General features: G+C 44.4%; 16 protein-coding genes and 1 other annotated feature. Of the genes, 9 read left to right on the forward strand and 7 right to left on the reverse strand.

The features are described 5' to 3' along the window. Nucleotides 1-136: 136 nt before the first annotated feature. Complete coding sequence (locus AOQ57_RS02105; protein ID WP_093624751.1) at nt 137-775, reverse strand: LuxR C-terminal-related transcriptional regulator; 639 nt, start codon at nt 773-775, stop codon at nt 137-139. A gap of 262 nt (nt 776-1,037) precedes the next feature. Here AOQ57_RS02105 and AOQ57_RS02110 point away from each other — a divergent pair, with 262 nt between their 5' ends. From AOQ57_RS02110 to AOQ57_RS02125, 4 genes are all read left to right on the forward strand, one after another. Then, entirely contained in the window at nt 1,038-2,060 is a 1,023-nt protein-coding gene (locus AOQ57_RS02110; protein WP_093624753.1) for a helix-turn-helix domain-containing protein, read from the forward strand. A 255-nt stretch (nt 2,061-2,315) separates the two neighbouring features. Beyond that, the gene (gene ttdA, locus AOQ57_RS02115; RefSeq protein ID WP_093624755.1) at nt 2,316-3,245 is read left to right on the forward strand and encodes a L(+)-tartrate dehydratase subunit alpha; all 930 of its coding nucleotides are present in this window, start codon (nt 2,316-2,318) and stop codon (nt 3,243-3,245) included. Then, the gene (ttdB, locus tag AOQ57_RS02120; protein ID WP_093624757.1) at nt 3,245-3,856 is read left to right on the forward strand and encodes a L(+)-tartrate dehydratase subunit beta; all 612 of its coding nucleotides are present in this window, start codon (nt 3,245-3,247) and stop codon (nt 3,854-3,856) included. Before ttdA ends, ttdB begins: the two co-directional genes overlap by 1 nt. Nucleotides 3,857-4,046: 190 nt before the next feature. Then, a complete protein-coding gene (locus AOQ57_RS02125) occupies nt 4,047-5,465 on the forward strand; it encodes a DASS family sodium-coupled anion symporter (protein ID WP_093624759.1) in 1,419 nt (472 codons plus the stop codon). Between the two features lie 146 nt (nt 5,466-5,611). On the opposite strand, the gene asnB is transcribed toward AOQ57_RS02125, so the two are convergent. The 3 genes from asnB to AOQ57_RS02140 all read right to left on the reverse strand — a co-directional run bounded on the left by asnB (nt 5,612) and on the right by AOQ57_RS02140 (nt 9,152). Continuing rightward, on the reverse strand, nt 5,612-7,201 hold the full coding sequence (gene asnB / locus AOQ57_RS02130) for an asparagine synthase B (protein WP_093624761.1): 1,590 nt from the start codon (nt 7,199-7,201) through the stop codon (nt 5,612-5,614). A 64-nt stretch (nt 7,202-7,265) separates the two neighbouring features. Next, nucleotides 7,266-7,518 (reverse strand) — a binding site (T-box leader). Between the two features lie 187 nt (nt 7,519-7,705). Then, the gene (locus tag AOQ57_RS02135; RefSeq protein ID WP_093624763.1) at nt 7,706-8,695 is read right to left on the reverse strand and encodes a LacI family DNA-binding transcriptional regulator; all 990 of its coding nucleotides are present in this window, start codon (nt 8,693-8,695) and stop codon (nt 7,706-7,708) included. 10 nt (nt 8,696-8,705) lie between these two features. Then, entirely contained in the window at nt 8,706-9,152 is a 447-nt protein-coding gene (locus AOQ57_RS02140) for a nucleoside 2-deoxyribosyltransferase (RefSeq protein ID WP_093624765.1), read from the reverse strand. Between the two features lie 104 nt (nt 9,153-9,256). Here AOQ57_RS02140 and AOQ57_RS02145 point away from each other — a divergent pair, with 104 nt between their 5' ends. Continuing rightward, nucleotides 9,257-9,889, forward strand: a complete 633-nt coding sequence (locus AOQ57_RS02145; protein WP_093624767.1) for a hypothetical protein — start codon at nt 9,257-9,259, stop codon at nt 9,887-9,889. A gap of 125 nt (nt 9,890-10,014) precedes the next feature. Here AOQ57_RS02145 and AOQ57_RS02150 read toward each other — a convergent pair whose 3' ends face one another. The 3 genes from AOQ57_RS02150 to apf form a co-directional block, all read right to left on the reverse strand. Next, complete coding sequence (locus tag AOQ57_RS02150) at nt 10,015-10,503, reverse strand: flavodoxin (RefSeq protein ID WP_093624769.1); 489 nt, start codon at nt 10,501-10,503, stop codon at nt 10,015-10,017. Nucleotides 10,504-10,708: 205 nt separating this feature from the next. Continuing rightward, a complete protein-coding gene (locus tag AOQ57_RS02155; protein WP_093624771.1) occupies nt 10,709-11,452 on the reverse strand; it encodes a nicotinamide mononucleotide transporter in 744 nt (247 codons plus the stop codon). A 279-nt stretch (nt 11,453-11,731) separates the two neighbouring features. Further along, nucleotides 11,732-12,727, reverse strand: coding sequence for an aggregation-promoting factor (apf, locus tag AOQ57_RS08290; RefSeq protein WP_235788991.1), 996 nt, complete (start codon nt 12,725-12,727; stop codon nt 11,732-11,734). A gap of 221 nt (nt 12,728-12,948) precedes the next feature. Here apf and AOQ57_RS02165 point away from each other — a divergent pair, with 221 nt between their 5' ends. The 4 genes from AOQ57_RS02165 (at nt 12,949) to AOQ57_RS02180 (ending at nt 17,049) form a co-directional block, all read left to right on the forward strand. Continuing rightward, nucleotides 12,949-13,242, forward strand: a complete 294-nt coding sequence (locus AOQ57_RS02165) for a WXG100 family type VII secretion target (protein ID WP_235788992.1) — start codon at nt 12,949-12,951, stop codon at nt 13,240-13,242. A gap of 132 nt (nt 13,243-13,374) precedes the next feature. After that, nucleotides 13,375-16,302: a type VII secretion protein EsaA gene (gene esaA, locus AOQ57_RS02170; protein WP_093624775.1), complete on the forward strand. Its 2,928-nt coding sequence runs from the start codon at nt 13,375-13,377 to the stop codon at nt 16,300-16,302. Beyond that, nucleotides 16,280-16,810 carry a hypothetical protein gene (locus tag AOQ57_RS02175; RefSeq protein WP_093624776.1) on the forward strand — a complete coding sequence of 177 codons (531 nt, stop codon included), beginning with the start codon at nt 16,280-16,282 and terminating at the stop codon, nt 16,808-16,810. The genes esaA and AOQ57_RS02175 overlap by 23 nt, the downstream gene beginning before the upstream one ends. Further along, nucleotides 16,792-17,049, forward strand: a complete 258-nt coding sequence (locus AOQ57_RS02180; protein ID WP_093624778.1) for an EsaB/YukD family protein — start codon at nt 16,792-16,794, stop codon at nt 17,047-17,049. Before AOQ57_RS02175 ends, AOQ57_RS02180 begins: the two co-directional genes overlap by 19 nt.

The raw sequence follows: 17,049 nt of genomic DNA on the forward strand, positions 1-17,049 counted from the left end.
ACGGGTATCCAGCCCATAAAATATTAATGAAGGAGTAACGCCCTAATTTTATGGGTAAATACATACAGTACGTTATTGGGGCCCCAGTAGTACTTATGGGGATCGTACCTATAAATTAACTTTGTTGGACTGGCTCTTATGATAGTGAAACTAAGTGGTGTTTGACGGCGTAACTAACCAACTGGGCGTGTTCATTTACACCAAGCTTACGCATAATATTGCTCTTGTGGTGCTCAACGGTTTTGACGGAGATGAATAAGCGATCAGCGATTTGGCGGTTGCTGTAACCCAAGATGATAAGGGGGAGAACCTCCTGTTCGCGACTCGATAGGCGACTGTAACGGGAAGCCAAGGGTAAACTTTTTGTAGTGGAAGCATTAATCTCCCAAGAAAGGTTGCGATCTAACCCAACGGATCCCTGGTTAACCTGATCTAAAACCCAGTGAATCTCCGAAGCAGGTGAATCGGTCAAAATAAAACCGCGAGCCCCTTGTTGAAGAGCTTGGTCCGGGTGGGAAGCGGCTGGTGAACTAAGCGCAATGATATTAACTTGGGGATACTGCCGGTGGAGACGTCCAATGGTGAGGAGGGCGTTTTCTCCTCGCATTCCCAGATCAATGATGGCAATGCCAATCGAGAGCCGCTCCAAGGCTAACCCTGCGGAAAAACCGTTAGTAACCTGGCAAGTAACCTGAAATGAGTCAAATGAAGTAATTAAACTATTAAGACCAGCGCTGATGATGGCGGAGTCGCTGGCAAGCAGAATTGGGGTCAAAACACCACCTCCTATTCATCGTAAGTTTATACTTTAACAAGGTTGTAGAAAGTAAATTTTTGACTTTTTTGGTCCTTTTATTGGAGGCTTGTTATAATAAAGATAATTTAAAATCCTATGTAAATAATAAGGATAACTAACATCTGATTTAAAATGAGTACCAAATTTTTGTGATCGAACCTCCCTAAATTTTTCGCAATGGCACCAAAATAGTGTAAGCTTTCATAAAGGGAAGTGTGAAATAAGTTAAAGGAGAACGCGTATGCTAGACGGAATCACCTACACCAATACCGCTAAAGTGAATTTTAATTTATTGACGTATATGATTGGAAATTATCATTATAATTGGCACGAAGAAATTGAATTGATTTGGCTATTAAAGGGGACCGTTGAAGCTAACGTAGATGGCAACCAATACATGATGCACCAAAACGACCTGCTAGTGATCAATTCTAATTGCGGTCACGCAACTTTCGCCTTGGAAAAAGACTGTATTGCCATGCGGTTGCACATTCCACCGGCATTTTTAATTGGCCAAGGAGTCAACTTAGACCAAGGGGGCTTTAACTTAAATAGTGTTCGGTTACGGCGTCATCGCGATTATGACCTCATTCGCCAGTTACTAGCCCAGTTAAGCTTGGGAATTCAACGTCATCAATCGGCATTTACGATTAATACCCTTTACTTTCGCCTTACAAATGTTTTGGTGACTGACTTTCTTACCCAGCATTCCCAACCGGCTAAGCGTCCAAAACGACGTCAGGGTTCTTTGCGGCGGGTTATTGCGTACATTAATCAAAATTATGGGCAAGACATTAATTTGGAAACGGTGGCCCGAGTTGGTCACTACTCAACGGCGTACCTTTCACGAATTTTTAAAGCCGAATTGGGGATTAACTACTATGAGTATTGTACACGGTGTCGATTGCAGCACGCCCTAATCGAATTAGAGGATCCCTCCATTAAGATTGCAGAAGTGGCCTTTGATAACGGCTTTAAAGAAGTTAAGTCCTTTAACATGATGTTTAAGAAGCACTTTGGGCAAACACCGTCAGCATACCGGAGTCACCTTAGCTCAATTGAGCATCCAAAGACGGATTTATTTAAGCGCCCCTTGTCTCATGAACAAGAGCAGTGGCTTGAGGATTCGTTAATGGAATGGTTAAAGGTCCGTAAGGATGAGCAGCTAAGTGCTTGCGATCACTGCACATATCGGCAGTATTTTATGGAGTATCAAGAATTACGAACTAAGGTTAACCAATTGAAATCATTGCTAAATCAATAATTTCTGGTGAGAATAATTTTGTGATTTTATTGGCCTTGTTTTGAAGTACACAATTTTATTAAAGAGGATAACTCCTGCTTGGTATAAGGGATAGATGCCAGGTAGGGGTATCCTTTTTTTGTGCTTAAAATGTTTTTTTAATTACACTTGTGAAATTAATCATTAGTCGGTCAATGGCATAGGTGGTCATGTAAAGGTTCGAAGTAGGGGCGGTATCTTTTTAAAATGACCATGTAAATTAAAGGAGGAAGAAAAATGGATACTATGACATACGACTACACCGAACCCCTCTTATCGCCGAAGGGGCAACGGATGCGTGACTTATTAGCTGACTACATTTCGATTATTAGCCACCGCCTTCCAGATGATGTTACTGCAAAGCTCCTCGAATTGCAGAAGGTAGAAGTGGACCCGCTGCAAAAGCTGGTTTATGACACGATGATGGAAAACCAGCTCTTGGCGAACAAGTTGAAGCGGCCAAGCTGTCAGGACACGGGGGCATTACAGTTCTTTGTTAAGGTAGGTGCCCGTTTCCCGTTGCTTGGTGAATTAAACCAAATTTTAAAGGATGCCGTTTATCGGGCAACCAAAAAAGCTCCTCTCCGTCATAATGCGGTCCAAACCTTTGACGAATTTAATACCCGGATGAACGTTGGGGATGGAATCCCGTCTGTCTTTACCCAGATTGACGGAAATAGTACGAACATTGAAATGTACGTATACATGGCTGGGGGCGGCTGCACCCTGCCTGGGGAAGCCAAGGTCTTAATGCCTGGTGAAGGGTATGAAGGCGTGGTTCGCTTCGTGATGGATCGGATGACTAGTTACGGGGTTAATGCCTGCCCACCGTTATTAGTTGGGGTTGGGGTTGCAACCTCAGTGGAAACGGCTGCTATGAACTCCAAGCTGGCCTTAATGCGTCGAGTTGACAGTGAAAACGAAAATGCCAATGCGGCTAAGCTCGAGCACCTGTTAGAAGATGGGATTAACAACATTGGCTTAGGACCTCAAGGCTTTGGGGGACAAAAGTCAGTAATGGGGGTTAACGTGGTCAATACGGCTCGCCACCCATCAACGATCGGGGTTGCCGTCAGCACTGGTTGCTGGTCACACCGGCGTGGATTAATCAAGTTTGACGAAGATCTTAACTATGAATTGCCATACAACAAAGGAGTGGAACTCTAATGAAAACCTATCATTTAACGACGCCAATTTCCGATGATGACATTAAAGACATTCGAATCGGGGATATTGTTTATCTAAATGGATCGTTAACAACGTGCCGCGACGTTGCCCACCGGCGGTTAGTTGAAGAACACCGCCCATTGCCAGTTGATGTCTCCAACAAGGCGATCCTTCACGCTGGCCCAATCATTAAGGATAAGGGGAACGGAGAATATGAGATGGTCGCTGTTGGCCCAACCACCAGTATGCGCATGGAGAAGTTTGAAGAAGAATTTATCAAGCAAACCGGCGTAAAGCTAATTGTTGGTAAGGGCGGGATGGGTCCTGGAACTGAGCGGGCATGCAAGAAGTACAAGGCGTTACACCTGGTTTATCCAGCCGGAAATGCCGTTTATGCAGCCCTGAAGGTCCAGAAGATCGTCGATGCCCAATGGAAAGATTTGGGAATGCCGGAAACGTTATGGTCTTGCGAAGTTAAGGATTACGGTCCGTTGATTGTATCCATTGATACCAACGGGGATAATCTTTTTGAAAAGAACAAGGTTCTCTTCAACGAACGTAAGGAAGCTGAAATCAAGAAAATTCAAAAACAAGTCAGCTTCATTAAGTAGCCTAGGGATAATTTTACCGACAGCCTCGGATCGTCTTGACGTGCGGTCTGGGGCTTTTTTGAAGGGGCGTAGCTGGATTAATCAACCAGCCCCCTTTGGCGAAAAATAAAAGCGGATTCACAAAAGGGATTGATAATGAATATTGATCACCGTGTCACTAATTCTTCACCTATATCGGAGGTAGCTTCTCATGAAGTTAAATCAAGTAAGGTATAAACAGTTAATTTGGCCATTGGTTATCGGGGGAGCATTGTGGCTGTTAACGCCCCTGAAGCCAGTTGGGGTATCAGTAAATGCTTGGCACATGCTGGCGATCTTCGTGGCCACCATTATTGGTTGCATTAGTCAGCCGTTGCCAATTGCCGGGGTCGCCATCATTGCAATGACGGTGTGTGTACTCTTCCACGTTACTACTATCAACGATGCCATGAAGGGCTTTGGCGATAGCACCGTTTGGATGATTGCGATGGCTTACTTCTTATCACGGGGGTTTGTAAATACGGGGCTCGGGCGTCGGATTGCCCTCATCTTCGTTAAACTTTTTGGAAAACGGACGTTAGGATTAGCCTATTCTTTAATTGGGGTCGACCTGGTGACTTCACCGGCAACGCCAAGCAACACGGCCCGGGCGGGAGGAATTGTCTTTCCAATTTTGGAATCCGTATCGGCGGCTTACGGTTCCAAACCGGAGGATGGTACCCAACGGAAGGTCGGCTCCTTTCTGATTTTATCCGCCTTCCACGGTAACGTGATTACCAGTGGCCTTTTCATGACCGCCATGGCCCCCAACCTGGTAGCAGTTGCACTGGCCAAGGATTTTAATGTTCACATTACCTGGATGGGATGGCTAATGGCTGCCATCGTTCCCGGGATAATTTGTCTAGTTTTGGTTCCCCTAATTCTCTACAAGCTCTATCCGCCAGAGGTAAAGGAGACTCCAAATGCCAAGGTGTGGGCCGAAGCTGAATTAGAGAAGATGGGAAGGGTGAGCCTTCCTGAAAAACTAATGGGAATTGTATTTATCTTTGCCTTAGTCTTATGGATGCTTTCGAGTTTCATTGGTTTAGATGCAACTTTGGTAGCATTTATGGCGGTTTCCTTATTGCTATTATCAGGGGTCTTATCGATTAACGATATCCTTCACGAGACCGGGGCTTGGAACACCTTAATTTGGTTTTCAATCCTGATCTTTATGGCTGGAGAGTTAAATACCCTTGGGTTTATTCCGTGGCTTTCAAAGACAATCGGTAACAGCTTGCATGGCGTTGGTTGGGGAGTCGTCTTACTGGTATTGGTAATGGTCTACTTTTACTCCCATTACCTCTTTGCTGGGGCGACTGCCCATGTTTCGGCGATGTACTGTGCCTTTTTAGGGGTAGCCATTTCAGCGGGGGTCCCCCCAATGTTAGCCGCCTTATTGCTCGGTTTTGATGGGGCGATCTTTAGTTCCACGACCCACTATGCTAACGGGCCTTCGTCAATTATGTACGGGTCAGGTTATGTCACGCAGAGTGAATGGTGGAGGATGAACTTCATCTTAGGGCTCTTTTACCTCATTGTTTGGGGCGGAATTGGGACCCTGTGGATGCATTTGATAGGAATGTGGTAGAGTTTCTACCTATAAAAAAGGGCCTCGTTGTCTTGACGACAGCGGGCTCTTTTTAGTTTCCCGTTAAATTCTGATGAAGGAGCAACGCCCTAACTAGCGTACCGTGTACCGTGATACAACATAGCTAACGTCACGGCCTTAAAGACTTACTTGCCGGAGTCTCCGTAGTTGGAGAGGACCCGAGCGGATGGATCGTCCACGTCACAGCCTTCCCATTCGCTGTTTGGCATCCAGAAGTCCTTGATCCACTTCGCCTTGCCAGGGAAGAATTCTTCAAAAATATCACGGTAGAGGAGGGACTCCTTGGTGAACGGTGTTTTGTAGGCGTATTTTTCACTAGCTTTGGCTACGTCTTCGTCAGTGTATTGGCCTTCAGCGTATTCCTTTAAATCGTCAACTAACGAGTGACCAACAGCGTCGGAAAAGGCGGCCTTTTCGCGCATTAAGATGTCGTCTGGTAGGTAGTCATGCCCAGCGAAGGCCATCCGCAGGAGGTATTTACCCTTATCGTAGTGGTTCATCTTCATATCTGGATCTAATGACATGACGTATTCTACGAAGTCTAGGTCGGCAAACGGCACCCGGCCTTCTAAGGAGTTAGCGGAGATGCACCGATCGGCCCGTAAAACGTCGTACATGTACAGTTCCCGTACTCGCTTCATTGATTCGCTTTGGAAGGCTTCGGCGTTTGGGGCGTAGTCGGTGTACTTGTAACCAAACATTTCATCGGAACATTCCCCGGTCAGAATTACCTTTAGGTCCGTTGTTTCGTGGATCTTCTTACAAAGTAGGTACATCCCGATTGAGGCCCGGATAGTTGTGATATCCCAGGTTTCCAGGGTGTAGATGACCTCACGCAGCGCCCCTAAAACATCCGCCCGCGTCATGATAAATTCGGTATGGTCAGTACCCAAGTAGTTGGCAACTTCACGGGCGTACTTGAGGTCAATTGGATTGCGGTCCATCCCGATTGCAAAGGTTTTGAGCTTCTTTTCTGGTTGCAGCTTTGTGGCGATCGAACAAACCAGTGAGGAGTCTAATCCCCCAGACAGAAGGTAGCCAACCGGAGCGTCAGCATGGAGCCGCTTTTTAACGCCCTTAACCAAGTAGTCACGAATCCCGGTCGTGGCGTCTTCAAAACTGGGCGTATGCATCCGTGAAACCATGGCTGGGTCGTGATAGGTCACAAACTTTTCACCGTCGTAGTAATGCCCCGGTGGGAAGGGCATGATCTTATCACAAAGGTCTAGCAGGGTCTTAGCAGTGGAACCAAAGGCAATTTCCCCCTTATCCTTGGTATAACCGTAAAACATCGGCCGGATTCCGATTGGGTCCCGCCCGGCCACCACCTTCTTGGTGGTCTTATCGTAGAGGACGAAGGCGAATTCAGCGTCTAGCAACTTACACATGGTGTCCAGCCCGTATTTGCGGTAGAGCGGAATTAAAACTTCACAGTCGCTGGAGCTTCGGAAGGCGAATTCAGCTTGCAGCTTTTCCTTAAGTTGTAAGAAGTTATAGATTTCACCGTTACAGACTAGGGTGCAGTCATCACTCGTGAATGGTTGCATCCCGTCGTCGGACAGGTCCATAACCGCCAGACGGTTAAAGCCAAAGATAGCATCGGCTTCTTCTAATGTTTCAGTCATATCCGGGCCCCGGTCAACGTTTTTCTTGAGGGCTTCACAAAAGGTTGTTAAATCAAACTCCTTGGAATCAACAGCTAAGAATCCACACATAGTCATATCTCCTTTGTGGTTAAATCACGGGTAAAAAAATAAGCCTTTCACCCCTTGCTTTTAAACAAGGGACGAAAGGCTTATTTCCGCGGTACCACCCAAGTTGACTAGTGTAAAACCTAGTCCACCTTATTATTGAGTACTAACATACTCATCCGGTGGTAACGTACCGGTTACGACTAAGCCTACTTTGCGTACGCATTTGGGTTAGTAATTTTAGAAAGTGTTATTCAGTCACTGAGGATTGGTCGGTTTTTCACTAGCACCGGCTCACTGGACAAATCAAATGGCCTACTCGTCTTTCTCATTGTTCTCTTATTTAATTTTTTTCAATTCTAGCTGACTTTGATAAGGTTGGCAAGTACTTTTTGCCTTTTTATTTAAAGATTCTTTCAGTAATACCATTCAGTTGCCAAGTTTCCGTCTAATTTTTGTTGAAAGGCCGACGCCCCGACAATCCCGGGTAGTGGGCTACTGGCGGGGTTAACCGGATTGGTTGGCCGGTTAGGCAGTGGTTCCTTCTAACAGGGTTATCGGCAGGGTCACCGAAGCGACCTTTGTCTGACCGGCAATTTGTCGCTCTAACAGTTCGACGGCCACAGTGGCCATTTCGTTAATTGACTGCTGGACGGTTGTTAGCTCTGGGAAGAGAATCCGAGTCCCATCGGCACCGTCAAAGCCAACCACCTTAAGGTCGGCGGGGACCCGTCGACCCAGCTGCTTAGCTACTTGAATGATTAGGCCAGCGTTGGTATCGTTATCGGCAAAGATGCCGTCAACTTCGGGATGCTCGGCGAACAGGCGGGTGAAAATGGCCTTTTTCTCCTCCACGGAAGTATCATAATTGACTTCGTAGGTGATGGCAGGGCGTCCGTTAGTTCGCATTAGATCTTCGTAGGCTTCCCGCCGCCCCTGGTTGGTGGTCATAACCTCCTTAGGATAGTTAGTATGGATGATGTGTCGGCACCCGTCGTCTAATAGGCGCTGGGTGGCCAGCTGGCCGCCTCGATAGTTATCAGAGGCGACAACCGGAATTTGAGGGGCGACGGCACGTTCAATCGAGACGATTGGCATGGAGGCCTCCAAATAGTCTGGCATAGCTGGGTTGTGGGCTCCGATGATTAGGCCATCGATTTGGTGATTTAAGAGTAATTGGAGATATTGCTCTTCTTTTTGCGGGTTGTTCTGGCTGTTACCCATTAAGGTTCGGTAACCCCGTTTGTAGAGGTGTTCGTCTAAGCCGGCTTCTAGCTGGCCAAAGAAGGGGTCGTTGACGGTCGGAAAGACCAGGCCGACTAAATTGGTTTTTTGAGTGAAGAGTTGACGGGCGATCGCGTTAGGGCGGTAGTTAAGCTGAGCCATGGCCTCGTGGACCTTTTGCTTGGTGTCGTTACTCAGGTAGCCGCGATTATTTAAAACCCGCGAAACCGTCGTTTTGGAAACGCCGGCTAGGGCCGCTACGTCTTCTAATTTAACTTGTCTTCGTTTTTCCAAGGCTGTATCTCTAGAAGGTTTTGCCGCTGAAAGGTTGGGTTGGTAAGTGGTTGAAGTCAAGGGCGGCTAAGTCATCAACGGAAGTGGTGTAGTACGTCAGAGCCTGACCGAGCATTAAATTGAGGGGCTCGTCTAGCTCTTGCACAATAACAAGTGGCTTGTTAGAGTGGTAAGCGTAGCCGACTTCAAAGGCGGTTCCGGAATCAACGTTTTCGTGGACGAAATCGGCGATTGCCACCACGAGATCAGCGTTATCAATTTCTTCGACATCCTTTTTGAAAATCATCTGCGCCCATTCCGGTGTCCCTTCTTTTAGTGAGGGCGATTCGTTTTCATCTGATAAGCGAGGGGAGAAAAAGGAATCAACGGTTTGGTTCTCGGTTAAGGCGTGTTCGGCCCGAGCGATGCGTTCAATTTGTTCATCACTAAAGAAGGGGCCTGCTAAATAAATTCGCATAGTTAGTCTCCTATAATACTAATACTTAATATTATTATTGTAGCGAATTGCGTTAAGTGAGACAATCAACATTAAGAATAAAATATCCGAAAGGTGAATTAAAAATGATACTTTTAGCAGTTTTTGGTGGTCTAATCTTTATTTTGGGGTGCTTTTACCTTGCTAACTCCTGGCAGCAATATCGTCAGTGGAAGCTTGCAACCCTATTGGTGTTGGTCAGCCTGGCTGTCACGGTTTACGGGGTAGTTAATTTGCCGTACTGGCACCACGACACTAGCGCTGTTTCATCATCGGCCAGCAGCCAGGCGAGTGCGAAAACGGCCTCTTCGTCAAAGACGGGTAGCAACAGTATCAGCGGCTTTTCCAACAGCACGGCACTCTCTTCTTCTACCAGCAACATGAGTCAAGAGCAAAAGGAAGCCGCGGTTTTAAAGCAGCTCCAATCGTCCTACTCGAAGTTTGGTAGCGTGGCGTATGATTCGTCATCCAAGACCTACCAGATTGATCCGTCAGGCGGGAACGAAGCTGATGCGCTCAAGTACCTCGCAGAAAACCCGTCCAAGGCTAGCGAAATGGGTTGGTCATCACTGACCGATTCATTGGATCAGGTTTCGGCGCAATTAGTGAAGACCCTGGGGGATGGCTACTCCTTAAGCCTAATGAATCCGAACGATACGAGCCAGGTCATGTACACAACTAAAAACGGTAATAAAACTTATGATATCGCTGATCAATAATCGCTAACAGATAGCCATGTAAACTATGTACGATTACACACCTGGGGGGAGTAATCGTGCACTTTTTTGTGCGAAATAAGGTTAAAAATAACGGGAGTCTTCTCTGTGGAGGACTCCCGTTAAGTTCAATTAAGGGTAAGTGAATTAAGCCAAATTGAAATTTGGCGATCGTTATTACTGAGGATTGCTCCCTGGTTTAGGGTCAGATCATAGCCGTTTTGCTCGACCGTCCGGGCAAGGTTACTCTGGGAACGGTCGTAAGAGGAACCGCCCGAGGTCGCAAACCCGGTCAAGGTCTTCCCATTTAAATCCAGTGTATCAATAGTTGCGTTGATCATCCGTGGTGGAATTGCCCACCAAATCGGATGACCAATTAAAATATTTTCATAGTTACTAAGATCTGGGAAATCATCAACGACTTCAACCCGACTGTTATGCTCATGTTGTTCAATTGAGGTCCGTGACTTATTATCATGCCAGTTTAAATCCGCTGATGAATATGGGGTGATTGGGTGAATCTCAGCCATGTCGGCGCCAAGTTGTTGGGCAACCTTTTCAGCGACTGCCTTAGTTGTTCCCGTGGCTGAGTAGTAAAGGACGAGATTTTTTGCCATTTTTATCATTCCTTTCGGTTTCTCAAAGGGAAGAGTTGAAAAAACTATTTGTGTAAAATCTCAGTCATTAGTCAGAGATTACGGGAGTTTTTCCTTGCGGCTGATTCTAGCATGGATCGTAACACTACCGCCAAAAAATAATCTATTTAGAAGGTTTGCTTCGTACTTAATTGAATAAAATTTAACGATTACTATTAGGTAAAGGCTAAGCGTGGTTAACCCTTTGGTTAATCTTAGACGTAGGGGCTACCTTGATAGGGTTCTTCCAGAAAGCTAAGGCCGCAATAGCATTGATAATATAATATACGTACTTACCAAGGTTGGCAAAGTTACCCTGGATTCCAGCTTTAACCAATTGGATAAAGTTATAGAGCATCCAGAATTTCCATTGCATTTCAAATTTCATGGCGTTAAGAACGTTTGCACCGAGGCTTAAGCCAAATGCAATAACGGTAATCCAGAAGAGGGGGTTGGTGAGACCGTTTGTCCAACCAATAAAGTTTGTTCCAAGCGAAAAAATCATGGATAGAGTGAACATTCCAACGATGGTAAGAATTCCCTTGATACCAGTCATTGGCTTGGAGCTTTGATACTTATTCGTCTTTTTCCAGTGCTCAATTGCCACTGTATAAATGATAAAGGTTACTGGATAAGTAATAACAGCGGCTTTATTTCCCAGAATATAGTCGATGCTCCCAGAAAGTACTACATTGGCAATTCCGACAATATTCCCAAGGTTATTCATTCGGCCAGTAAGGCGAGTTGAATAGATCGAGAGAATCGAGTTACCAATCGAGATAATTCCAAACGGTACGAAGGCCGTCCATGGTCCCCAATGGGTAACATCGGCTAAGGTTTCGGTTAAGTAACCAGAAGCAATTGAGATCGTAACAACAATTAGAACCCCGAGTAAATCAAAGCTCTTCGACTTAGCAATTTTTTGTAACATAATTGTTACCTCCTCTTGTTTTTTACGTGGCGTTACTTCGAGATGAAGTATTTCGGATGCAACCCACGGAATTTAAGGGTATCTAAATTAATACCCCATTAGTAGAGTGTGATAACATACACAATTGCTAATGTCAATAGATTATGAGGTTAAGAGAAATTTTATCGAAAAGGGCGTGCCGTGGTGTACTATTGATAGTTTCTCTAATGACTTGCCCTCACAATTAGGCTGAATTTAAAAAAGGTGGTGTCAGTTGACACCACCTTTTTAGCTTTGAAGTTAATACCAACCATTAACCTTCCAGAACTGCTGGGCCGCTTTCCAGGAACCGTAGCGGTTAAGGACGTACTTATTAGCGGTCACTTCCTGATTATTAGCTGACAAATTACCGTTTAGATAGGTTCTGTTTAATTGATAACGGCCATAGTATTGCCCATTTGTTGCTGTATAGGAGCCACCCGATTCACGTTGAGCAATCCATTCCTTTGCTTGGGCATCACTAGTAGAGAGATCAGCGTTTGGATTGGTTGTGTTGGTGCTATTGGTAGAGTTCGTTGAGTCAGCCGAACCATTTTTGTGAATAACGGATTTGATCTTTGTTTGATTATAAGTCCGGTTATATTGTTGGGTGACTTGGCCACCTTCAGCGTTTTGTTCATAGGTGGTCATGTTCCCATTGCTATCGATTGACTTAACTACGCCGGTATGACCATAAATTCCTGGACTTAAAGATCCACCGGCTTCCCAGCAAATGACATCGCCAGGGTGAATTTGGTCAACTGAAGGATATTTAATTACCGTCCATCCATAAGCGGTCCAGTCATAGTCATCACCAATATTTTGGGCGTACTCATGACCAGAGCCCATTAGAGCTGGTCCGTTAAGCTGGTCAACATACCAGGCAGTTAAGCCGTAACATTGACCATTATAAAGAGTGTTACCAACTTGATCACCAAGTGCTGTTAAGGCAGCTTGCACATCACTACTAGTCCCACTGGTTGCTGTTGAACGGGAACTTTTCTGGGTCGTCCGGTTATTTGTGTTGGTAGAAATTAAAATCTTTTGACCAGTTTGGAGTTGACTGCTAGTCGTTAAATTATTATCGGCCGCTAATTGGCTAATACTTTCATTGGCGTCACTAGCAATATTAGAAAGTGTATCGCCATCTTTAGCAACGTAGTAAGTAGCGGCACTAGCATCAGTGGTCATGATTAAATATCCCACTGATAGCCCGCCGATTAAAAGGGGAACTTGACGTAAATATTTTGAATTCATTAAAATTTTCCCTTTCTTTTTTCATAGTACTTTAGCAAAACAAATCTCACCGATCAATGGATAGGGCGGTGTTTATAGATTAAATTCACTTATCTGTACTCATATTTATGAATAATGTTTTTTGATTTTTTGAATTTTTGGTTAAGGAATGATAAAATTGCTCCCAATGAAATATATTGAATATTTCTTGTATGTATACCAGAAATTAAAGGAGGCAAATTATGTCATCGATTTCAGTTACCCCTGAACAGCTTCGGACGTCTGCTAACGTCTACAACACCGCCGCTAATGAAATTCAAACTCAACTAAATAACATCTCAACCGAGAATAGTAATATGTCCGCCGAATGGCAAGGTCAGGCATTCCAAGGTTATATGGATCAGTTTGAACAATTAAGGCCAAACGTTAATCAGATGATTGAATTATTGACGCAAATTAATCAACAACTCAACAATTACGCTAACACAGCTGAAGATCGGGATAACCAAGACCGTACTGCATTTGGGTTAAGCTAATTTTTTCAGTCTCTGTAAGACGAACATATTAAATTAATGGAAGGTCCTCCGCCTGGGTCAAGTGACCATGACGAAGGACCTTTTTAAAAACATAATTGATTACTAAATGATGATAAGGGATAGGTAAGTGAGATGGGTAAATGGCGTGAGCGATTAAAAAATCGTTACGTAGGGTTAACAGGTGTGGTGTTGGGCGGTTTGATTGTGATCGCTCTTTTAGTATGGTTAGTTCCGCATAATTCTAATGCCGTTCAAGAAACGGGACAGAAAGGCAAGGATACCGTTAAGTACGTTCTAGTTAATAATGATAATGGGGCTACTTTTAATAATCGATCCTATAACCTAGGGACTGATTTTGTAACTCTAATTGAACAGGATACCAAGCGAGATTGGAGTACTGCTTCAGCCGATGAAGCCGAGGCTGGAGTCGAAAATGGGACTTACGATGTGGTTATCACGATTCCTAGCAACTTCTCTAACCAACTGCTAAACCTTAATTCAACAAATCCGACGAAAGCTGGAATTAAATATAAGGTTCGTAAGGGGCAAAACGAAGTCACTAATCAGCAAATTAGTGCTCAAGTTACTAAATTGGTAACCTACTTTAATAATCGAGTCGTAAGAATGTACTTTGCTTCCTTAATTCAAAACCTTCGAAATGCCCAATTAGCTGTGGCTGGTCAGGCTAACGTTCGATCAAATGAGGTTGCAAACTTGACCAATGGTGTTCAATCTCCCTTTAGCGGATTATCAGATCAGTATAATTCAATCTTTAATACCGCTAGTACCTTAGGCGCATCTAACCAAGCTGATTTAGAAACAATTAAATCGTTCTCAGGTCAAGTTCAAAGGGGTTTAACTAATCTTGGTGAATCCGTTACACAAGCTCAAACCAATTCAACGGACCAATTAGAAAATCTTGCTAATCAGGTGGCAAACTTAACGACCAGCTCCCAAGAGTTCCAAAACCAATTTGAATTTAATACCTATCCCGATAATTTACTTCAAGCAGCAATTAGCACGAGATCTAATTCAGGTGATGAGTTAAGGGATAACCTATCATCATTAGTTAACGCTTTAGATGCTGATAAATCGACCCTGGAGAACCTATCGAATTCCTTGGCAGGAGCGTATGGACTAAATGCAGGTAATTCGGTTGGGCAAAATATTAAGTTGATCCAAACCAATTCCAATAATGGATCACTTGAAGCGCAATTAGCACAATTGATTCAAACTCAAGTTGAAGGGTTACCAGTTTATTCCGCAAAACCAGATGGGATATCAGATAACGTTTGGAGTGATTACACCCGTGCCAAAGAAATTTTAACGGCCTATAACGACCTGGCTGGTACGACTTTCGGCCAAAGTCAAAATCAAACTAATACCCAAACAGGAAATGTAGCTGGCCAAAAGTATCTGGTTACTTTAACGCGGCCAGCTAATATTCCAAGCGGACAAGCGACAACGATTAAATTCTCAAGCCCTGATGGGGTCGATGTGGACATTGCAGCAGCTGATTTAAATTCAACTAATACGACCTCAGACGCTGCAACCATCGACAATAGTACTAAAATCGTAACCTTCCCGGCTAATAATGATATTGAAGCGGTTACTCTGACGGTTTCTTATTCTGGTCGGGGTTCGTACACATGGTCTTGGAATGACCAAAGGGAAAATACGGGTACTGTTGGGATAACGGCCAATACTGGTATGACTGAAGCCATTAATCGTGACATCCAAGCCACGATTAATACGGCTAAGTTAGTTAGTCAACGGTACACAGGCAACTCAAATTTAGCTAGTTACCAAAGTGAAATTAATCAAATCAAAGAAAACTTTAACAAAGCTAACGTAAAAACGACGGGTTCGATCTCAACCGGTTCCGCTAAACGAATTGCGCAAGCCTACGCGGACATTCAAAGCCAACTTAGCAGAATTAGTTCTCTTCAAAACGAAAGGAACTATCAAAACTTGGTTGATGATGGGAGGGATCGTTACGCAAGTGAAGTATCAAATATTTTGCAATGGTATTTATCGGCTCAGCAAGCCGTTAATGCCGGAACAGCAACTACGACTGCGACAAAAGAGACGAGTGATAATTCATTAGCCGACCAGTATCAAAGTCTCCAGGATGGTATTACGCAACAAGCTGCTGGACTAGGTCAAAATACAACTGAGCAGGGTTTATCCTTGGCTAATACAGTCAACGATTTAACGGGGACAACCAATCGATTGAAGAACACAACCGATGGGATTCGATCAACATTAAACGATAATGTTTCCAATGCTCGTCAATCAGCCCGAGGTAATCAAACCTTTGCGGATAACTTTAACCGGGTAATGCAAAACGCTCGAAACGGGGAAAACCAAAATGCTCAGGTTTACAATTTCTTGTCCAACCCATTAACAGCGGATGGACAATTCTCTACGGCAAGGCAAACGGCAATCTTACCATTCTTTATGACCGTGATTGGAACCTTAGCGGCGACGGTTGTTGGTTTAGCCATTAATCGATTCCTTCCGGGGCGACGATTAACCAAAACGACGGCGCTGATTAAGCACACTCGGGTATGGCTAAATCTACCAAGTGTGGGGATCACCTTAATAGCAGGCTTAATTCTCGGAATTGCCCTTGGGGTGGGGACAGGTTCCTTAGCTGGAAGGTCTGACCCGATCACCTGGACGATTTATGCGTCGCTGATCATGATCACCTTGACTAGCTTGGTTATGATGATTGCTCGTTATAGCCGGATGGTAGCCGTAATTGTAATGGGGATTATTGGAAGCCTATTTGTAATGTTATCCCCATTTTTAGGGATGTTAACACGGTCGGGGAGTATTATCCGATTCCTATATCAATGGTCACCGTTGCAAAATATTCAAACGGGATATTCAGTACTTTACAATGGTGGAATCATTGGTGCCGCAACAATCCTAGGACTTCTTCTACTGATTTGTTTTACCACGATTGGTTCCTTATTAATACGGCCACTACCAACTCAAGTTACCACCGAAGACCAGCTAACGGGAGGTAACGATGTTGAAGATGATGACGAATAAAAAACGTTGGCTTCTAGTGATAGGGGTTATCTTACTGACCGCTTTAAACGTGCCAGCGGTAGCCCAAGCAGCTAGTGACGGTAGTTTATCAGTTAACACGCAAACCATTTATGACGATGGACGATCTAATAACGGTGCTAAACGGGACTACGGGGTTAAGACACTGTGGGCGGGAGAACGAGATCAGAAGAATCAAACCGAAATGAAACGGGCTAATCAAGTTGGAAAACGGGCTGATCAAGTAGCGTTCACCAACCATGAAAGTAACGACGCCGTAATTACTAAGCACAATAATCAAGTGTTAAAAACCTATGTGTTTGGTGGCAAATATACGGCACCAACAATCTACACAGCGGCTGATCAAAGTCAATCGTGGTGGGATCGTTATCATCAGGCGGTATATATTGGGATTTTGATGATGATTTCTTTAATTGTAGGTGGCTGGTTAGGACGTCAATTTGCTTCTTATAAGCAGACGGGAGGTTTTACATGGCAGCATCGAGTTTAATGCGAGTTGGTTTACGAATCCAAGACCGAATTTTGGATTTACAGATTCCGCGTCAAATGACCCTGGCTAATCTAGCGGCGCAATTACCCGAGGTATTAGCCGGTTTACGGATTACATTGCCCAACCATTTTGACTTACAAATCACCAATAAAGATCTCCAAATTGACTTACAAGTTGCGCTCGGTGATTATCCGATTAGTGATGGTGATCAGCTACAAGTAATGACACACGAGGTATAG

The organism is Limosilactobacillus gorillae (genome assembly GCF_001293735.1).
Classification (GTDB): Bacteria; Bacillota; Bacilli; order Lactobacillales; family Lactobacillaceae; genus Limosilactobacillus; species Limosilactobacillus gorillae.